The organism is Streptomyces sp. NPDC051173 (genome assembly GCF_040689515.1).
Lineage (GTDB): Bacteria > Actinomycetota > Actinomycetes > Streptomycetales > Streptomycetaceae > Streptomyces.
In genome coordinates this window covers 1-16,906 of sequence record NZ_JBFBBD010000035.1, presented here as the reverse complement: position 1 = coordinate 16,906, position 16,906 = coordinate 1, and the positions used below count along the sequence as shown (strand labels likewise).

Genomic DNA, 16,906 nt, shown 5'->3' with positions numbered 1-16,906 from the left:
GACGCCACACAACGTAGTAATGGCCCCGGTGGCCCGCGCGACTTCGATCGAGCGTTCGCCCGAAAGGGTGTCGAACGCCCCGAAGCCCAACCCCCTTCCGTTTGTGACATGGACACGGCATCATTCGCCTGCGGCCGCATGTCGGCCCCGCATCGGCAGCGGTCCCGTTCCGTCCCCACACGGAAAGGCCCACCCCATGTCCCGAAAACGCCTGGCAGGGCTGGCAGTCGGAGTGACGGTCATGGCCGCGGCGGCCATGCTTCCGCAGGCCACGACGGCCCTCGCCGGAGCCTCGCAGCGCGGTGCCCACCGTGACACCGACGTCGTCTACGAGGTCCCCACCCACCACAAGCAGGACGCGCAGACCCTGATCACCGCCGGGTACGACCTCCTGGAGCGGCGTCAGGGCGACAACCTCTTCGTCCTCGGCGACCGGACGACCGGCGACGGGCTGCGCCGCCTCGGCTTCGCCCCGACCGTCGTCCAGACCGTGAAAAGACCGGCTGCCGGGAAGACGGCGACGGCGGGTGACACGTACGACGGCGGCTATCACACCGTCGGCGCGCAGTACGCGCACCTGGACCAGCTCGCCGCCCAGCACCCGGATCTGGCCACGGTCGTCACGTACGGCAAGTCCTGGCTGAAGCAGACCGGTTCGGGCGGCCACGACCTCAAGGCCGTCTGCGTCACCAAGATGAAGCCGGGTGACTGCTCGCTCAGCCCCAACTCGGCGAAGCCCCGCTTCTTCCTGATGAGCCAGATCCACGCGCGCGAGCTCACCACCGGTGAGACGTCCTGGCGCTGGACCGACGAGCTCACCGGGCAGTACGGCAAGGACCCGGACATCACCAAGCTCATGGACACCACCGAGATGTGGGTCGTGCCGATGGCCAACCCCGACGGTGTCGACATCGTCGCGAGCGGCGGCGACAACCCCGTATGGCAGCGCAAGAACGCCGACGACTCCAACGGCACGTCCTGCGGCTGGAGCGGCCAGATCGGCGTCGACCTCAACCGCAACGCCGGCACCCACTGGGGCGGCCTCGGCACCTCGACCGAGCCCTGCAACGAGGTCTACCTCGGCCCCGCCGCCGACTCCGAGCCGGAGAACGCCGCGCTGGAGGGCCTCTTCCGGCAGCTCTACCCCGCCGTCCGCACCGGCACCGGCGACAGCGACCCCGCGCCCGCCGACGCCCGCGGCATGATGATCAGCCTCCACAGCGACGCCAGCATGGTCCTCTTCCCCTGGGAGTCCGACCACCGCGTGCACAGCGGCAACGACGCCGCGCTGCGCGCCCTGGCCGGCCGCATGGGCTCGATCACCGGCTATCGGTCCGGACAGGCCGGCGAGATCCTCTACGACGCCTCCGGCGGCACCGACGACTGGACGTACGACAAGCTCGGGCTGGCCAGCTTCACCATCGAGATCGGTGACAGCGACGGCCGCGGCTGCGACGGTTTCACCCCGGCGTACTCCTGCCAGGACAGCTATTTCTGGCCGAAGATCGAGCCCGCCCTGAGGTACGCGGCGCAGCACGCGGCGGCGCCGTACCGGTCCGCGGACTGACGCGCTCCGGAAGGTCAGCCGCGCGACGTCGCCCGTACCGCCAGCACCCCGCACACCACGGCCAGCGGCAGCTCCAGGGCCACCGCCATGGCCAGCGCCGACGCGAGGTCCGCGCCCGGCGCGGCCGTCATCGTGTCGAACCACGCGTCCATGACGAGCAGTGCCGCCGTCGCGGCCGCCGCCACCCCGTGGCGGTGGTCGCGACGGACCGTGAGCAGGCCCGTGGTGATGAGGGCGAGCGCCTCCAGCGCGTCCAGCCCCACCCACGCGGCCGACCATCGCGAGGCCGTCGTCGTGGCCGGGAGGCCGGTGGCGAGCACGAACAGCCAGGGGAGCAGGGCGAGTCCGGACACCACCAGGGCATGGCCCAGCAGGTGCTTGCCCCGGTGGCGCGGGGCGACGGGAGGAACGCCGCCGTGCAGCTCGACCACCTCGGCGAGCGCGCCCGTGCGGTCGCCCTCGGCGGCGGGCCGGGCGGCGCGGCGGGGGAGTTCGAGGACGCTCATCGGGGCGGGGCTCCTTGTCGGCTGTGGTCTTCGGTGCGTCCGTGGTTTTCGGTACGCCGGTTTTCGGTACCGCCGGTTTTCGGTACGTCAAGAATCCGTCGCGCGCCCCCGCGCTGTCAGTCGTGCTGCTGTCCGTCCCGGGGTGGCACCAGCTACACCCCCAGGTCGGACAGCAGTGCCATGGTTCGGCCCTGACCTGCGGCCTTACCGTTTGGAGCATGCGAACCACCCTCGTTCCCCGGATCCTCCTCAAGCCGTTCGACGGCGCGGGCCGGGCCGCCGCCTTCCTGGCCACCGGAGCTCTCGTCCAGGTCGCGGCCCTGCTCGTCGTCGCGCTGCCGTGGCTGCCCGGCGGGCCGACCGAGGTGCTGAGCGTGCTGGCCGCCGTGTTCGTCCCGCTCGCCGTGCTCGCCCTGGCCTCGCCCGTGCTGACCGTGATCCAGGGCGCGCGCTTCCGCGGGCGGCTCGGCGTGGACATCCCCCGGCCGGTTGGGGTGGAGGGCGCCACCCGGGCGGAGCGCGCCAAGCGGTGGCTGCGCTCGCCGGCCGCCTGGCGGCAGGTGCAGTACCACCTGCTCGTCGGCCCGCTGATCGCGCTCGCCGGCACGCTCACCCTCCTGGCGTGGGCGGCCGCCGCGGCCGCCGCCACCGTCTACGTCTGGATCTGGGCCCTGCCGGTGGAGGTGCGCGTCGAGCACTTCGGCATCACCACGCGGGCGGCGTACCTCACGGCCGCCGGGATCGCCGGGCTGTACGGCGCGGCCTGGCTCTCCCGCGCCCTCGCCCGGCTCGACACTCGCGCCGCGCTGACCCGCCTCGGCCCCAGCCGCGAGGAACTCCTCCGGATCCGCGTCGCCGAGGTCACCGAGAGCCGCGCGGGCGTCGTCGACGCGGCGGACGCCGAACGCCGCCGCATCGAGCGCGACCTGCACGACGGCGCCCAGCAGCGCCTCGTCTCCCTCGCCGTCAACCTCGGCCTCGCGAAGGCCACGATGAAGGACCTCCCCGAGGACGCCCGCAAGGTCATCGAGGAGGCGCACCGCGAGGCCAAGGAGGCGATCACCGAACTGTCCGACCTCGTACGCGGCCTGCACCCCGCCGTCCTGGAGGACCGCGGCCTCGACGCCGCGCTCTCCGGCATCGCCGAGCGCGCGCCGCTGCCCGTACGCCTGCGCGTCGACCTCGCCTCGCGGCCCGCCCCGACCATCGAGGCCGTCGCCTACTTCGTGGTCTCCGAGGCGCTCGCCAACGTCGTCAAGCACGCGCAGGCGTCCCGGGCCGATGTCACCGTCGAGCGGTTCGGGGGGATACTGCTCGTGGTCGTCTCCGACGACGGCGTGGGCGGGGCGGACTCCTCCGGTGGTACGGGGCTGGCCGGCCTGGCCAAGCGCGTCGCGTCGGTCGACGGCACGTTCTCGATCAGCAGCCCCACGGGGGGCCCGACCGTCGTTACTGTGGAGCTGCCGTGCGCGCCGTGATCGCCGAGGATTCCGTCCTGCTCAGGATCGGCCTGGTGCGGGTCCTGGAGACGGCCGGGTTCGACGTGGTCGCGGAAGTGGGCGACGCGGAAGCGGTGTTGACGGCGGTGGAGGAACACCGCCCCGACCTCGTCGTCCTCGACGTCCGCATGCCGCCCGGCTTCACGGACGAGGGCGTGCGCGCCGCCCTCGTCATCCGCCGGCAGTGGCCGGACACGGCGGTCCTGCTGCTCTCCCAGTACGTGGAGGAGCGGTACGCCGCCGACCTGCTGTCCGGCGACACACGAGGCGTCGGCTACCTCCTGAAGGAACGCGTCGCCGACGTCGAGGAGTTCATCGACGCCCTGCGCCGCGTAGCTTCCGGCGGCACGGCGCTCGACCCCCAAGTGGTCTCCCAACTCCTGCTCCGCCGCCACAGCGACCCGCTGGACCGCCTCACCCCGCGCGAGCGCGAGGTCCTGGAACTGATGGCCTCCGGCCGGTCCAACGCGGGCATCGCGGAGGCACTGGTGGTGAGCGAGTCCGCTGTCGCGAAGCACATCAACTCGATCCTGTCGAAGCTGGACCTTCCGCGCGCGGACGCGGATCATCGGCGGGTGCTGGCGGTTCTGCGGTTCCTGGGGGTGGGGTAGGGGGCGGCGATGAGGCGACCAGGGTGGGCGCCACCGGACTACCAGGCTTCCCGTGGCCCGGTCCCGTAGGGTGGAAGACCCGGTCCCTGACCGCGAAAGGACAACCTTCGTGCCTTACCTGTCCGACCGCAAGCACACCCCCGTCGCCCCCGGAACGGGCATGTGGGAAGCGGCCACCGCATGAGCGCCCAGCCCACGGAACCGCCCGCTGGTGACCTGATCCCGAGACCCGTCCTCACGTTCCCTGCCTTGCGGACGGCCCTCGCCCATGTCGCCCCCGACCGCCTTCCTGAATTCCATGCCGATCGTGACATGGTGTTCACCAGAGCCACGGAAACTGGTGCGTTCGGCCCCATCAAGGGCTTTCAGCTCAAGTGGGCGACGATCATCGAGATCGAACGCCGTCCGGCTCTCGCGCACCGCATGCGCCAGGCACAGCGGCACATCCACACCCTCGACCGGGATGACCCCGCGTGGCGTGCCGCGATGGACGAGGCTCTGGCTGTCCACAACGAGGCCCGCGCGGCGGTCATCGGTGGCTGATTGGAGCTGGGAATACGACCCCGACGCCGAGCACGTCATCGGCGGTATCGACAACCTGGCCTTCATCGCCCGAGTCGAGCAACGTGCGGACGAACTTGTACGGGCCGCTGCCACGTTCTATCTCGAAGGCTCCGCTTTCCAAGGACGGTCCCCGGCGATGCGCGAAGAAGTCATCGACGACGGCATGTTCGTGTATCAGGTGGTCCCACGTCACGAGTGCGTCTACCTTCGGCAGGTGACTCCTTGCGGCACACCGGAATCCGCATCGAGGAGCTGACCGAACTCTCCCATCACAGCCTGGTCCAGTACCGGCTGCCCGGCACCGGGGAGCTCGTCCCGCTGCTGCACATCGCCCCGTCCAAGACCGACGCCGAGCGTCTGCTCGTCATCAGCCCCGAGCTCGCCGACGTGCTCAGCACGATCATCAGCCGGATCCGCGACGAGAACGGCGCCGTCCCGCTCGTGCTCTCCTACGACGGCCACGAGCGCGTCTGGAACCCGCCGATGCCGCTGCTGTTCCAACGGCACGTCGGAGTGGAGAACCGGCCCATCCCGCCTTCCGGGATAAGGCAGTTGCTCAACGAAGCGCTCTCCCGCACCGGACTTACCGACACTGCCGGTCGGCCGCTGACCTTCAGCCCCCACGACTTCCGCAGGCTGTTCATCACCGATGCGATCATGAACGGCATGCCGCCCCACATCGCGCAGATCGTGGTCGGCCACCGCGACATCAACACCACCATGGGCTACAAGGCGGTCTATCCCGAGGAGGTCATCAACGGCCACCGAGCGTTCATCGCCCGCCGCCGCGCCACCCGCCCCAGCGAGGAATATCGGACCCCGACCGACAAGGAATGGGAGGAGTTCCTTGGCCACTTCGAACGCCGCCGGGTCGCCCTGGGCGACTGCGGCCGCGCCTATGGAACAAGCTGCGTCCACGAGCACAGCTGCCTACGATGCAGCCTACTGCGGCCCGACCCCAGCCAGCGGCACCGCATCGTGGCCATCCGCGACAACCTGCTCGACCGGATCGCTGAAGCCGAGAAGGAAGGCTGGCTCGGTGAGGTCGAAGGGCTCAAGGTCAGCCTCGCCGGAGCCGAGGATAAGCTCGCCCAGGTCGACCGGCGTTCCCGCCAGCGAACCGTCGTCGGTCTCGGCATTCCTACGACCAGGAGCGAGGATCGTTGAGCACTGGCGCAGATCAGGAAGAACCGGGGAACGATCTCAGCACCTGGCCGATCGAGCGCCTTCAAGCGTTCACAATGGACGCCCACAGCTCGCAGCTTGAAGCAGTACGTATCGTCGCACAGCAACACGCCTACTGCTCCGACCAACCGCAGGAAGCCCGTCGACAGTGGGCCAAGCTGTCACTGCTGGCGAACCGGCGCATACACGGTGACGGTCCGGGAGATCCAGCGCGCGAGGTCCAACAGGACTTCATGCTCCGAATGTGGGTCATCGACCGTCTCGGTCCCGACGACCAGGATCCCAACTGGAGCCCCGAGAAGTTGGCGTCCGACACACTCGACGCATTGGCTCTCACACCACCACAAGCCAGCGCTCTCGCCAGCCACTGGCGTGACCTTCCCATCGAGCAGGTCCGCGAGCTCCGGCGACACAAGAACCTGACGTCCCATCTGAACAGGCTCGCCGACCACCTGCGGCCCGGCCCAACACGAGATCAACTTCTCCTCTGGACCGAAACCCGCCGACTCCTGCCTTGACACGCTGCTGGCCGATCAGACGCTGCCCGCAGGCCTCAACCCGAAGTTCAGAGAATTCGTGAACACCCTGATGATCCAGGACATGCTCGCCGACCCCGAATGGGCCGACGTCCTCACCGACGAGGACAAGCGGGCTCTGACCCCGCTGTTCTGGATGCACATTCAGCCCTACGGCGAGGTACGGCTGAACATGGGCAGCCGCCTTCAGCTCGCCCATCCCGTACCCCAGGAGCCGGACCCCGAGCCGGAGCCGGCCGCCGCGTGACGGTCAGTGTGAGGTCCGGCAGTTCGGGTCGGTGCAGCCGCCAGCCAGCGCCAGCTTGCGGTCCTCGGGCGGGGAGTCCAGCCACTCCGCACGCATGGCCTGAAGGCGATCGACATCCGAGGCCAGGTCCGGCACCTCAGCTCGCAGGTCGTTGGCCCACTGCCGGGTGAGCGCGCGGCCGTTGACGTACAGCTCGCCGTCCCGGCCGCCGACCGCGAACAGCACGCCACGCTGGGCTGGGATGACCATCGCGCCTACCGGCTCGGATACCTTGCCCTGGCGAACGAGCACTGCGGTGGCGGCCTGGGCGTCGGCCAGCGCCTTCTCGTCCAATGGGGGCATCAGCCCCGGGGCGGGTGCGGTGGGCAGAGGCATCACTCCGTCCTCAGGCGCACCGTCCAGGCCGCGGCCGGCGAGCTGGTTGTTCTCGTAGAACGTGACCATCCTGGCCAGCAGCGGCATCTCCCTCCGCAGCCGCTCGGCCACCGACGGGGCGAGCCGCTCTCCGTTGGCCAGTACCTGCCCGCTCTTGCCCACCGCGACCGACAGCACCTTGCCGTCCGGGGTGAAGTGGTACTTCGTCTCCGTGCCACTCTCCATAAGCCCGGTGTCCACCGCCCGGTCCCAGGCGCGCAGGACACGCTCCATCTCGGCCTGCGGGAACGGCGGGGCCACCGCTGGCCGTGCCCCAGACTGACGGCGTGCGTCCCGCTCGGCACGCTGCTTCTTGATCCGCCCCATCGTCGTCCTCCGCGTCGGCATCTCTCACCACAACGGCACGAGAGCCGGTGCGGGTACTCCGGCATCCGGGGGATCAGCGCGGCACCTTCGATCCGAAAGCTACTGGCGGGTTACTTGTCGCCTGGTTCGCCGCTCGTTAACGGCACGTCGGCCGTGAGTTCAGCGTGACTGAGGTGCTTTCACCGGGAACCCACGGCGTTTCCGGCAGGCAGGCGTGAAAGTGCGGTGGGTCCGTTGCCGCTGAATCGGCAGGCCCTTCACCACTGGGCTCACTGGGCGCGCTGTCCGACACGGAGGACGCTCAGATATCGGCGTGACGCTCGGTCGCCCATCCGCGTGCGGATGCGCTCGGCTACGGCGTCGAGCAGGGGCTCACGGACGTCGCGGTCGAGCCTCCGGTACAGCGACAAGGAGCGAAGGTGATCGGCAAAGCCGTCTCCGTTGAACCACTGAACGGTCGGGTACCAGCGCACGATCGTTGGGCCGAACAATCCGCCGGGATCGTCGACCAGGCCCCAGCCCTCGTCGGTGGTGCGCACGTCGTCCTCCAGGGGAGGATGACCCCAGCCGGGGTTCCCGGGGCAGAACCGCTCGTGGAGATCGGCGGTCTCGGCGTACACCTCCGGCTCTCCCTGCCGACGGACAACGACATGGCCGAGCAGCGCCATCCAGCCTCCGGGATGGAGCACGTCGTGCGCCCGCTGCCAGCCGATCGACGGGTCGACCCAGTGCCACGACGACGCAGCCACGAGAGCATCGAAGCGTCGACCGCGGTCGTCCCACTCCTCGAACCTCGACGTCTCAACTGCGACGTTACGGAAGGAGGCCATCCGTTGGCGAGCGAGTGCGGCCATGTCTGCGCCCGGCTCGATGGCGGTCACTGAGCATTCGAGTGCTGCCAGCGAGCGCGTCGCCTGACCGGTTCCGCAGCCCACCTCCAGCACCGACGACCTGTCGGCCACGCCGGTAACGGCGACAAGGTCCGCGAACAGCTCGTCGGGGTATCCCGGCCGGACCCGGTCGTACAGCTCCGGCACCTCGTTGAACACCAGGCCGAGGTCGTGTGGATTCGGGCGCATCTTCGGAGCGTCAGTCACGAGTGCACAAGCTATGAGGTTCGTCGACGGGGACGCCACTGGTTTAACGGCAGCTCCTCGACAGCAGCCGTGTCGTCGAGCAGGTTCTGGGCGATGGCCGCGTAGCTGCTCGCGGTGGTATGGGACAGGTTGAAGACCAGGGCGAGGTGCAGCGGGTCGGCGCCGACGGTCAGTGCTTCGTGCAGGACCCGGTCGCCGCGGATGCGTTCGAGGTAGACGCCCTGGTGCAGTAGGTGCCGCTTGAGGTATTCGGGGCTGACGGGCCCGGTTCCCAGGGCGGTCTTCGCGTTGATCAGGACGTGCCGGTTGGGGGTCTTCGGCCAGGTGGCCCGGCGCTGGTCGAGCCAGGCCAGCAGGGTCTGGTGGGGCAGTTCGCCGAGCCGTTGGCCGTGTCCGGCGATGGTGATCCTACGGTTGGGCAGGTCGAGGTCGTCCAGTGTGAGACGGCGGATGGCGGTGGCGCGGGCGGCGTGGACGGCGGCCAGGGAGACGATCAGCCGTTGCGCCGGGGTGACAGCGATCCGTTGGACGGCAAGCACTTCGGCGTCGGTCATCGGCAGCAGGCTGCGTGGGATGTCTTCCACCCTGAGGCGGGTGGCGGGGTTGGCGAAGATCAGGCCGCGCTTCTTGGCGAAGCGGAACAGTGAGCGCAGAGCGGCGATGGCGTTGCGCCGCTGCCATCCGCGCAAGGGCGACAGAGCGGCCGTGACGTCGGCGCGAGTGATCTCGCGCAGGTGCCCGCGGGCCGTCGCCCAGTTCTCCAGCAGCGGGCGGACGCCGCCGAAGTAGACGTAGACGCAAGCGTGGGACCGGGGCTTGGCACGGCTGTCGCCGTCGAGCAGGACCAACAGCCAGGCGCGGACGTCGCTGGCGAAGCCGGCGGGCAGCTCGGCAGTGCGGTTCTCGATCCAGGAACGGACCGCCAACACGCTGTCGTCTGTTAACAGCTCCAGGTCGGTGAGGACCTCGGCCACCCGAAGGCTGGAAGCGTGTCGCGGTATTCGCGCACGGACTTCGGTGAGCTTCACGGGCTTGCCGGGCGGGCACTCGCCCAGCACCACCGTCAGGCCGTCCATCGCGCACCGCACGAGTGACGGCGACCATCCATTGGCCTCGCCAAGCTGCTTGGCGTGGGCTGCGGCCGACCGCAGCACAGGGTTGTCCGAGGTGAGGGCGGGGTGCTGCCAGCGCGGCGGGGGTGGGACGCCCGCCTTGCGCCGGTAGTAGGAGCCCAGGCCCCGGCACTTGTTGTCACAGTACGCCCGGTCGCGCCGAGACCCTTCGGGCAGCGGCTTACCACAGTGCACGCAGGTCATCGCGGTGGCAGAGACCTGCCGGTGCGAGGACGTGGGGCGATGGCGCGGGGCTGGCCCACTGCGGTGGCCTGCGAGTCCGCCGCTGGCTCCGGGGCCGGCACTCGCTCCGGCTCGGGCAGGAGCAGTTCCTCGACACCGCAGCCGAGCACGGCGCAGATGACGTCCAGCTCGTCGAGCTTGACGGTGTTCGGCCGGCCGGACCACAGGCCCGACATCTTTCCCGCGCTGATCACCACGCCGCGTTCGGCGAGCATCCGCTGGAGTTCGCTGGCCTTCCAGATGCCGCGGTTGGCGGCCGCCAGGCGGAGGTTCCACTTCACTGGGCCAGTCCTTTCCATCGGTCGGTGGCGCGCTGCTGTCCGGTGACCCAGGCGTCTTCGACATGGGTGCCGTGGACGTGGATATACCGGGCCGTGGTTCCTGTCCAGGTATGCCCTAATAGTTCCTGGATGGCGAACAAGGTCATGCCGGCGAGATAGAGCTGGGAGGCGCAGAAGTGCCGCAGCACGTGCGGGGTGAGCTTCCCGGCCCAGGTGGGCAGGTGCTGGGCGGCGGCATCGGCCAGCGAGCGGCGGAAGACGTCGGCGGTCGCCCGCGAGCAGGAGCCGTCCCGGTTCCTGCGCTCGGAGGGGAACAGCGGGGCGCCCGGCCGGGTGTGGTCGGCGTCGAAGTGGCCCCACACGTCCTCGATGAACCACCGCAGGTTGCGGTCGGCGCCGTTGATCAGCGGCACCAGCCGTGGCTTCGGCCCACGCCTCCGGGATCCCTTGCCGTGCCGGACGTTGAGCTTGCCGAACCGCCCCAGCTCCCACCGGACGTCGTCCAGGTCGAGCATCCGTGCCTCGTTGATCCGCAGTCCCACGTCCGCCGCCAGCCGGGCCACCGCATAATTGCGGGCGGCCGGACCGAACTTGCGGCAGGTCACCAACTCCTCGCGCCATCCTGCGAACAGCGCCTCGATCTCCGCTTCGCTGGGCGGGATCCGCAGCTGCGGTTCCACCGAGGCCCGCGGCCGGTTCATCTCATCCAGCGGGCACTCGACCACACGGCCGGTGAGGTTGTGCAGCTCGACCTTGTGCCGCAGCTCAAGGAACTGGAAGAACACCGCCAGCGCACCGGCCCGCCCGGTCCGCGTCGACGGCTTGGCGTCGCGAAGCACCTTGCCGAAATAGACGTCGGCGTCGGACGGCTCCATCTCCCATAGCGGACGGCCGAACCAGTCCCGGATCAGCTCCAGATGGTTGGTGTCGTTGCGGATCGTGCTGTCGACCAGACCGGCGGAAGCCCTGGCGAGAACGAACCCCGCCAGCACGTCGGTCTCGAACTCGGCGAGCTCCTCCGCGCTCACCGGCGCCCGGTACTCGTGCAGATCGCGCACTACGGCCAGAGCCAACCCACGCCTCCACGACTTCACCCAGGCTGAAGGAATCCCGACAAGGATGAGGCTTGCGCACTACGGGCGAGGTTGGGTCAGAACGGCCAGCAGTCACCCGAACGAGGTAACAGGCCCAGGTCCAGGCACTCTCAGTCGTGCCAGGGAGCTGTGGACGAACACGGAACTCGGGGACTATTGCTCACCCGTGGGCGGGCGTATGACCGCCGGTCAAGCGGAACAGCGGAGAATCATCCCCACTTTTTGTGGGTAACCACCCCCCTTGTCCTCGGCACGATGGCTCCACCAAGGCGGAATCACCATCGAATGGCGAGGAACCCCATGCCCGACCTCATCGACGCCGGCCAGATCAACCGCACCATCGAGCGGGCCCTCACAACTCCCGTACTGCCGACGCACACAGAGCTCAAAGAGCTGGAGGTGGCCCTCCGCCGCCACATTCACGCCCTGCTGCCCGTCATCGACGCGCAGAGCGCCCACATGCGCCCCGGGAGCAAGGACTGGGCCCTGCGCCGATTCACGCTCGTCCGCGCCCGGGCCGTGCTCCTCGACGGGCCCGGCGCGGGGCTGCGCTCCGCCGCCGAGCACGTGGACAACCTTGCCCACGTCTGCCGGGCGCTTGTCGGCCAATGCCGGTGAGCGCACTTCGCACGGCATCCGCGAACTCCCCCAGCTACTGCTGGGAGGCGCCCCCACGGGCTGAAACACGGCCCCGCACTTGCCCTCCGGCGGAGGGGGTGGGGCCGGAGGGTGGGGTTCTGGAACGCGGTGCGTCGTCAGGGCACTCAAGACGGATCAGGGCGCCCGCACCGCGTTCCAGGTCCTCAGCCCGGAGGTCACACCCCCGGTCCAGCCACAAACCCAGCCCGGCCGGCGATTGAGGCCGCTCGCCGCAGGCGCGAACGGACCCGCACCCGACAACGCGAGCCCCGCCCGCAGGCCACCCCACCCCAGGCAAAGAACAACCCGCACCCGACAAGGGCTACGCAGGCCCCAACCCCCGCACCACCAAGTCGCACACCGCCGAGAACGCCCCATCGATCTCCGGCCGGGACCACTCCGCCGCATACGCCGGATCGTGGAAGCGGTTCGTCGCGTCCCAGACGGCCCGCGCCGTCGTGGTGGGATCCACCGTGGCGAACTCGCCGGTCGCCATCCCGTCGGAGACGATGCGGGCGAGCTGCTCGATCATCGTTTCGACGTGGCGGTCGACGACGGCGCTGTTCTCGCCGACGAGGACCATGTAGGTGGCGAAGAGCTCGGGGTCGTCGCCCGCCTTGTGCCGCTTGGCGGTGAAGAGGCCGGCGAGCCACTGCCGCAGGCGCGGCTCGGCGGGGCCCGCCGCGTCGGCGAAGGCGGACAGCGTGGTGTGCGACTGGTCGAGCCAGCGCTGGGTCACCGCCTCGCGGAGGGCGGCCTTGCTGCCGAAGTGGCGGTAGACGCTGCCGTGACTGACACCCAGGGCCCGCGCCACGTCGACCACGGTGGCCTTGGCCGGGCCGTAGCGGCGCAGCACGTCCTCGGTGGTCTCGAGGATGCGGGCGGGGGTCAGGGTCTCGGGCGGCATCGGGCGTACGGCCTTTCGCTGGGGTACGGGGGCGCGGGGGAGCCCCCGTAGTGACCGTACCCGCTCACTTCTCGCTGTCGAGATGGGCCATCTGGTCCGCGGGGTAGCGGTCGCCCGCGGCCGCGCCGGCCGGGACGGCCCGCTCGATGGCGGCGAGGTCGGCCTCGTCCAGCTGGACGTCGAGCGCGCCGAGCGCCTCGGTGAGGCGGTCGCGGCGACGGGCGCCGACGAGGGGGACGATGTCCTCGCCGCGCGAGAGGACCCAGGCGATGGCGGTCTGGGCGACGGTGGCGCCCTTGGACCCGGCGATCTCGCGGAGCGCGTCGACGAGGTCCAGGTTGTGCCGGAGGTTCTCGCCCTGGAAGCGCGGGCTCATGCCGCGGAAGTCGTTCGCGGCGAGCTGCCGGTCGCGGGCGAAGTGGCCGCTGATCAGGCCGCGGGAGAGCACGCCGTACGCGGTGACGCCGATGCCCAGCTCGCGGAGGGTGGGCAGGATGTCGTCCTCGATGCCGCGCGAGATCAGGGAGTACTCGATCTGGAGGTCGGAGATCGGGGCGACGGCGGCGGCCCGGCGGATGGTCTCGGAGTTCACCTCGGAGAGGCCGATGTGCCGGACGTGCCCGGCCTCGACGAGCTCCGCGATGGCGCCGATGGTCTCCTCGATCGGGACGTCCGGGTCGAGGCGGGCGAGGCGGTAGATGTCGATGTGGTCGGTGCCGAGGCGCTGGAGCGAGTAGGCGGCGAAGTTCTTGACGGCATTGGGGCTGCCGTCGACTCCGGTGAAGCCGCCCTCGACGGTGCGCAGGGCGCCGAACTTGACGCTGGTGAGGGCCCGTTCGCGGGTGCCCGCGGGGGCGGTGCGCAGCGCTTCGTCGATGAGCAGTTCGTTGTGGCCCATGCCGTAGAAGTCGCCGGTGTCGATCAGCGTGACGCCCGCGTCGAGGGCGGCGTGGATCGTGGCGATCGACTCGGCGCGGTCGGCCTCGCCGTAGAGGGCGGACATGCCCATCGCGCCGAGGCCGAGAGCGGATACCTGGGGGCCGGTGGTGCCGAGGGTGCGGTGCTGCACGGGGGACTCCTTCGTGAGGGCTGGGGGAGGTCTGGGGGAGGCCTGGGGAAGGGCCGCCTCGCGGGCGGCTCCCGGAAGGGGCAGCCCGGAGAAGGGCACACCAGAAGAGTGGCACATGGACTGACAGATTTCAATATCTGTCAGTCCATGTGCACTCTCGCCCCTCACCTCCGGGCCCGAAGGCGCCCCAGGGGCGATTTCAGGCCATCGTGCGCGGCAGTCGCAGGCTCAGCAGGACCGACACGGCCACTGCCACCAGTTGCACCGCCAAGGTCACCGCCAGCGCGTCCCGCATCCCCGCCGACGGCGCCAGCGAGAGGAAGAGCGACCCCAGCGTCGCCACCCCCAGAGCCATGAACGACTGCTGCGTGGTCACCATCACCCCGCCGCCGACCCCCGCCTGCGCCACCGGCACCTCGCTCAGCACGACGCGCAGCGTCAGCGGGAGGAGCAGCCCCTGCCCCAGCCCCTGCACGGCCAGCCCGGGCGCCAGGCCCCACGCGCCCAGACCGTCCCAGCCCCAGTAGAAGGTCGCGGCCACCGACAGCACGCCGACGCCCTGGATCAGCGTCCCGGCGGCGATCACCCGGCCGCCGTACCGCGCCGCCAGCCGCGGCCCGAGCAGCGAACCGGCGAAGAACGTCACGCACAGCGGCAGCAGCGCCAGCCCCGCGGCCAGCGGCCCCAGCCGCAGGCCCTCCTGCAGGGCCACCGCGATGACGAACATGTAGCCGCCCCAGCCGAGCGAGAAGGGCACCAGCAGCGCCAGCCCGCCGCGCACCGAGCGGATCCGCAGCAGCGACGGCGGCACCAGCGGCGTCCGCCCGGCCGCCTCCTCACGCCGCTCCACCAGCACGAACGCCACCGCCGCCACCGGGAAGACGGCCAGCAGCACCCACGACCACACCGGCCAGCCCGCCGCCCGGCCCTCCGTCAGCGGCAGCAGCAGCGTCACCAGCGTCAGCGACAGCAGCACCGTGCCGCGCCCGTCCACCCGCGTCGGGTGCTCCGAACGCGTCTCCGGCACCGTACGCACCGCCAGCAGCAGCGCGACCACCGCGATCGGCGCGTTCACCAGGAAGATCGAGCGCCAGCCGGTGCCCGCGACGTCGACGGACACCAGCACGCCGCCGAGCACCTGGCCGACCGCGCTGGCGACCCCGGCCGTACCGCCGTACAGGCTCAGCGCCCTGGCGCGGTGCTTCCCGCGCGTCGTGGCCTGGATCGTGGCGAGCACCTGAGGCAGCATCAGCGCGGACGCGGCGCCCTGCGCCACCCGGGCGGCGACCAGCGTCCAGGCGTCCGGTGCCAGCCCGCAGGCCACGGACGTCACCCCGAATGCGGCCGTACCCCACAGGAACAGCCGCCGCCGGCCGATCATGTCGCCCAGCCGGCCGCCGAGCACGAGCAGGACGGCGTACGCGACGCCGTAGCCGCCCACGACCATCTCCAGCAGCGCCGGGCCCGCGTGCAGATCGCGGTCGATGGTGGGGAGGGCGACGTTGACGATGAAGAAGTCGACCATCGGCAGGGCCGCGCCGACGAGCACGGTGAAGAGCCCCAAGGGGCTGAGGGCGGGGGTCGGTTCAGGGGTGACGGCGGCGGCCGCCGGGGCGATCGGGGATATTCGGGTTTGGCTCACGCAGGAGACGATGCCCGCTCGCTCAGACGGGTACCAGAGTCTCCTTATCCTGGTACAAGAAATACCTGCCAACCGGCTTATGGATCCGGCATCCTGGAGCCATGACCACGATGGTGCACGAACGAGGGGCGACGGCCCCGACAGCGCCGACGGCCCCGACAGCGCCGGCCGCCCCGGCGGTCCCGGCCGCTTCGGCAGTCCCGGCGGCCTCGGCGGACGACGTACGGCGCGGTGAGCTCGCCGCCTTCCTGCGCAGCCGCCGGGAACGCATCACCCCCGAACAGGCGGGCCTCCCGCGCGGCCCCCGCCGCCGCACCCCCGGCCTGCGCCGCGAGGAGGTCGCCCACCTCGCCGCCGTCGGCGTCACCTGGTACACGTGGCTGGAGCAGGCGCGCGACATCAAGGTCTCCGCGCAGGTGCTCGACGCCATCGCCGGTGCGCTCATGCTGGACCGCGGCGAGCGCGGCCACCTCTTCGCCCTCGCGGGCGCCGTCGATCCGCTGCCGGACGCGGAGTGCGCCGGGGTGCCGTCCGCGCTGCGCCTGATGCTCGATCAGCTGGAGCCGTTCCCCGCCTGCGTCCAGAACGCGCGGTACGACATCCTCGCCTACAACCGCCCCTACGGGCACCTGATGTGCGACCTCGACGCCCTCCCCCGGGAGGAGCGCAACTGCATGTGGCTCGCCTTCATGAACCCCGACTGGTGCGCCAGCCTCGTCGACCGCGAGGAGTCGGTCCGGATCATGGCCGCCAAGTTCCGCGCGTCGATGGCCGAGCACCTCGCGGATCCCGCCTGGAAGTGCCTCCTGCGGCGGCTCCAGGAGGGATCCGCGGAGTTCCGCGAGATCTGGGAACGGCACGAGGTGGTCCGCTTCGCGACCCGCACGAAGGCGTTCCGCCAGTCGCGGGTGGGGCTGCTGCGTCTCGACTACACGGCGCTGTGGCTGGGGCCGAACGCGGGCTCGAAGCTTCTCACTTATACGCCGGCGGATGAGGAGTCGCGGGGGAGGTTGGAGCGGTTGCGGGAGGTGTACGGGTAGGGGGGTGCGGGTTTGTGTGTGGCTGGGGCCTGGACGCCCTTCGGGCGTGGCCTCAATCGCCGGCCGGGCTGGGGTGGTGGGTGCCGGGGGTGTGGCCTCCGGGCTGAGGACCTGGAACGCGGTGCGTGGCGCCGTCAGGCGCATTGAGTGCCCTGACAACGCACCGCGTTCCAGAACCCCACCCTCCGGCCCCACCCCCTCCGCCGGTGGGCAAGTTGAAGGCCGGTGGGTGCGCCGTTCTCTTCTGCTCCTTTCCGCCGGGCACGCCGTTCTTTTCCTTTTCCGCCGGGTGCGCCGCTCTTTCTTTTCAGCCCGTTGGGGGCACC

19 protein-coding genes are annotated in these 16,906 nt (G+C 70.6%); 10 read left to right on the top strand and 9 right to left on the bottom strand.

Annotated features, from left to right (window positions below):
- Nucleotides 1-196 precede the first annotated feature (196 nt).
- Nucleotides 197-1,567, top strand: a complete 1,371-nt coding sequence (locus AB0435_RS19515; protein WP_366427508.1) for a M14 family zinc carboxypeptidase — start codon at nt 197-199, stop codon at nt 1,565-1,567.
- Nucleotides 1,568-1,581: 14 nt separating this feature from the next.
- Here the strand turns inward: AB0435_RS19515 and AB0435_RS19510 are convergent, their stop codons facing one another.
- The gene (locus AB0435_RS19510; RefSeq protein ID WP_366006114.1) at nt 1,582-2,073 is read right to left on the bottom strand and encodes a hypothetical protein; all 492 of its coding nucleotides are present in this window, start codon (nt 2,071-2,073) and stop codon (nt 1,582-1,584) included.
- 218 nt (nt 2,074-2,291) lie between these two features.
- Here AB0435_RS19510 and AB0435_RS19505 point away from each other — a divergent pair, with 218 nt between their 5' ends.
- The 7 genes from AB0435_RS19505 to AB0435_RS19475 all read left to right on the top strand — a co-directional run bounded on the left by AB0435_RS19505 (nt 2,292) and on the right by AB0435_RS19475 (nt 6,715).
- On the top strand, nt 2,292-3,551 hold the full coding sequence (locus AB0435_RS19505) for a histidine kinase (RefSeq protein ID WP_366427507.1): 1,260 nt from the start codon (nt 2,292-2,294) through the stop codon (nt 3,549-3,551).
- Nucleotides 3,539-4,183, top strand: a complete 645-nt coding sequence (locus AB0435_RS19500) for a response regulator transcription factor (protein ID WP_366006112.1) — start codon at nt 3,539-3,541, stop codon at nt 4,181-4,183. Before AB0435_RS19505 ends, AB0435_RS19500 begins: the two co-directional genes overlap by 13 nt.
- Nucleotides 4,184-4,363: 180 nt before the next feature.
- The gene (locus tag AB0435_RS19495) at nt 4,364-4,726 is read left to right on the top strand and encodes a hypothetical protein (protein ID WP_366006111.1); all 363 of its coding nucleotides are present in this window, start codon (nt 4,364-4,366) and stop codon (nt 4,724-4,726) included.
- Complete coding sequence (locus AB0435_RS19490; RefSeq protein WP_366006110.1) at nt 4,719-5,003, top strand: hypothetical protein; 285 nt, start codon at nt 4,719-4,721, stop codon at nt 5,001-5,003. Before AB0435_RS19495 ends, AB0435_RS19490 begins: the two co-directional genes overlap by 8 nt.
- On the top strand, nt 4,970-5,914 hold the full coding sequence (locus AB0435_RS19485) for a site-specific integrase (protein WP_366006109.1): 945 nt from the start codon (nt 4,970-4,972) through the stop codon (nt 5,912-5,914). Before AB0435_RS19490 ends, AB0435_RS19485 begins: the two co-directional genes overlap by 34 nt.
- Nucleotides 5,911-6,450, top strand: a complete 540-nt coding sequence (locus AB0435_RS19480; protein WP_366006108.1) for a hypothetical protein — start codon at nt 5,911-5,913, stop codon at nt 6,448-6,450. The genes AB0435_RS19485 and AB0435_RS19480 overlap by 4 nt, the downstream gene beginning before the upstream one ends.
- Nucleotides 6,451-6,508: 58 nt before the next feature.
- The gene (locus AB0435_RS19475) at nt 6,509-6,715 is read left to right on the top strand and encodes a Tn3 family transposase (RefSeq protein WP_366427506.1); all 207 of its coding nucleotides are present in this window, start codon (nt 6,509-6,511) and stop codon (nt 6,713-6,715) included.
- 3 nt (nt 6,716-6,718) lie between these two features.
- Here the strand turns inward: AB0435_RS19475 and AB0435_RS19470 are convergent, their stop codons facing one another.
- The 5 genes from AB0435_RS19470 to AB0435_RS19450 form a co-directional block, all read right to left on the bottom strand.
- The gene (locus AB0435_RS19470; RefSeq protein WP_366427505.1) at nt 6,719-7,390 is read right to left on the bottom strand and encodes a hypothetical protein; all 672 of its coding nucleotides are present in this window, start codon (nt 7,388-7,390) and stop codon (nt 6,719-6,721) included.
- Nucleotides 7,391-7,725: 335 nt separating this feature from the next.
- On the bottom strand, nt 7,726-8,553 hold the full coding sequence (locus AB0435_RS19465; protein ID WP_366006105.1) for a methyltransferase domain-containing protein: 828 nt from the start codon (nt 8,551-8,553) through the stop codon (nt 7,726-7,728).
- Nucleotides 8,554-8,564: 11 nt separating this feature from the next.
- Complete coding sequence (locus AB0435_RS19460) at nt 8,565-9,860, bottom strand: hypothetical protein (RefSeq protein WP_366427504.1); 1,296 nt, start codon at nt 9,858-9,860, stop codon at nt 8,565-8,567.
- Between the two features lie 5 nt (nt 9,861-9,865).
- Nucleotides 9,866-10,189, bottom strand: coding sequence for a helix-turn-helix transcriptional regulator (locus tag AB0435_RS19455; RefSeq protein WP_366006103.1), 324 nt, complete (start codon nt 10,187-10,189; stop codon nt 9,866-9,868).
- A complete protein-coding gene (locus AB0435_RS19450; protein ID WP_366006102.1) occupies nt 10,186-11,262 on the bottom strand; it encodes a site-specific integrase in 1,077 nt (358 codons plus the stop codon). The genes AB0435_RS19455 and AB0435_RS19450 overlap by 4 nt, the downstream gene beginning before the upstream one ends.
- A gap of 321 nt (nt 11,263-11,583) precedes the next feature.
- Here AB0435_RS19450 and AB0435_RS19445 point away from each other — a divergent pair, with 321 nt between their 5' ends.
- Entirely contained in the window at nt 11,584-11,901 is a 318-nt protein-coding gene (locus AB0435_RS19445) for a DUF6415 family natural product biosynthesis protein (RefSeq protein WP_366006101.1), read from the top strand.
- A 343-nt stretch (nt 11,902-12,244) separates the two neighbouring features.
- Here AB0435_RS19445 and AB0435_RS19440 read toward each other — a convergent pair whose 3' ends face one another.
- The 3 genes from AB0435_RS19440 to AB0435_RS19430 all read right to left on the bottom strand — a co-directional run bounded on the left by AB0435_RS19440 (nt 12,245) and on the right by AB0435_RS19430 (nt 15,423).
- Nucleotides 12,245-12,829 carry a TetR family transcriptional regulator gene (locus AB0435_RS19440; protein ID WP_366006100.1) on the bottom strand — a complete coding sequence of 195 codons (585 nt, stop codon included), beginning with the start codon at nt 12,827-12,829 and terminating at the stop codon, nt 12,245-12,247.
- Between the two features lie 64 nt (nt 12,830-12,893).
- The gene (locus AB0435_RS19435) at nt 12,894-13,898 is read right to left on the bottom strand and encodes an aldo/keto reductase (protein ID WP_366006099.1); all 1,005 of its coding nucleotides are present in this window, start codon (nt 13,896-13,898) and stop codon (nt 12,894-12,896) included.
- A gap of 199 nt (nt 13,899-14,097) precedes the next feature.
- Nucleotides 14,098-15,423 carry an MFS transporter gene (locus AB0435_RS19430; protein ID WP_366006130.1) on the bottom strand — a complete coding sequence of 442 codons (1,326 nt, stop codon included), beginning with the start codon at nt 15,421-15,423 and terminating at the stop codon, nt 14,098-14,100.
- Between the two features lie 218 nt (nt 15,424-15,641).
- On the opposite strand from AB0435_RS19430, the gene AB0435_RS19425 reads away from it, so the two are divergent.
- Entirely contained in the window at nt 15,642-16,580 is a 939-nt protein-coding gene (locus tag AB0435_RS19425) for a helix-turn-helix transcriptional regulator (RefSeq protein ID WP_366006098.1), read from the top strand.
- Nucleotides 16,581-16,906: the final 326 nt, after the last annotated feature.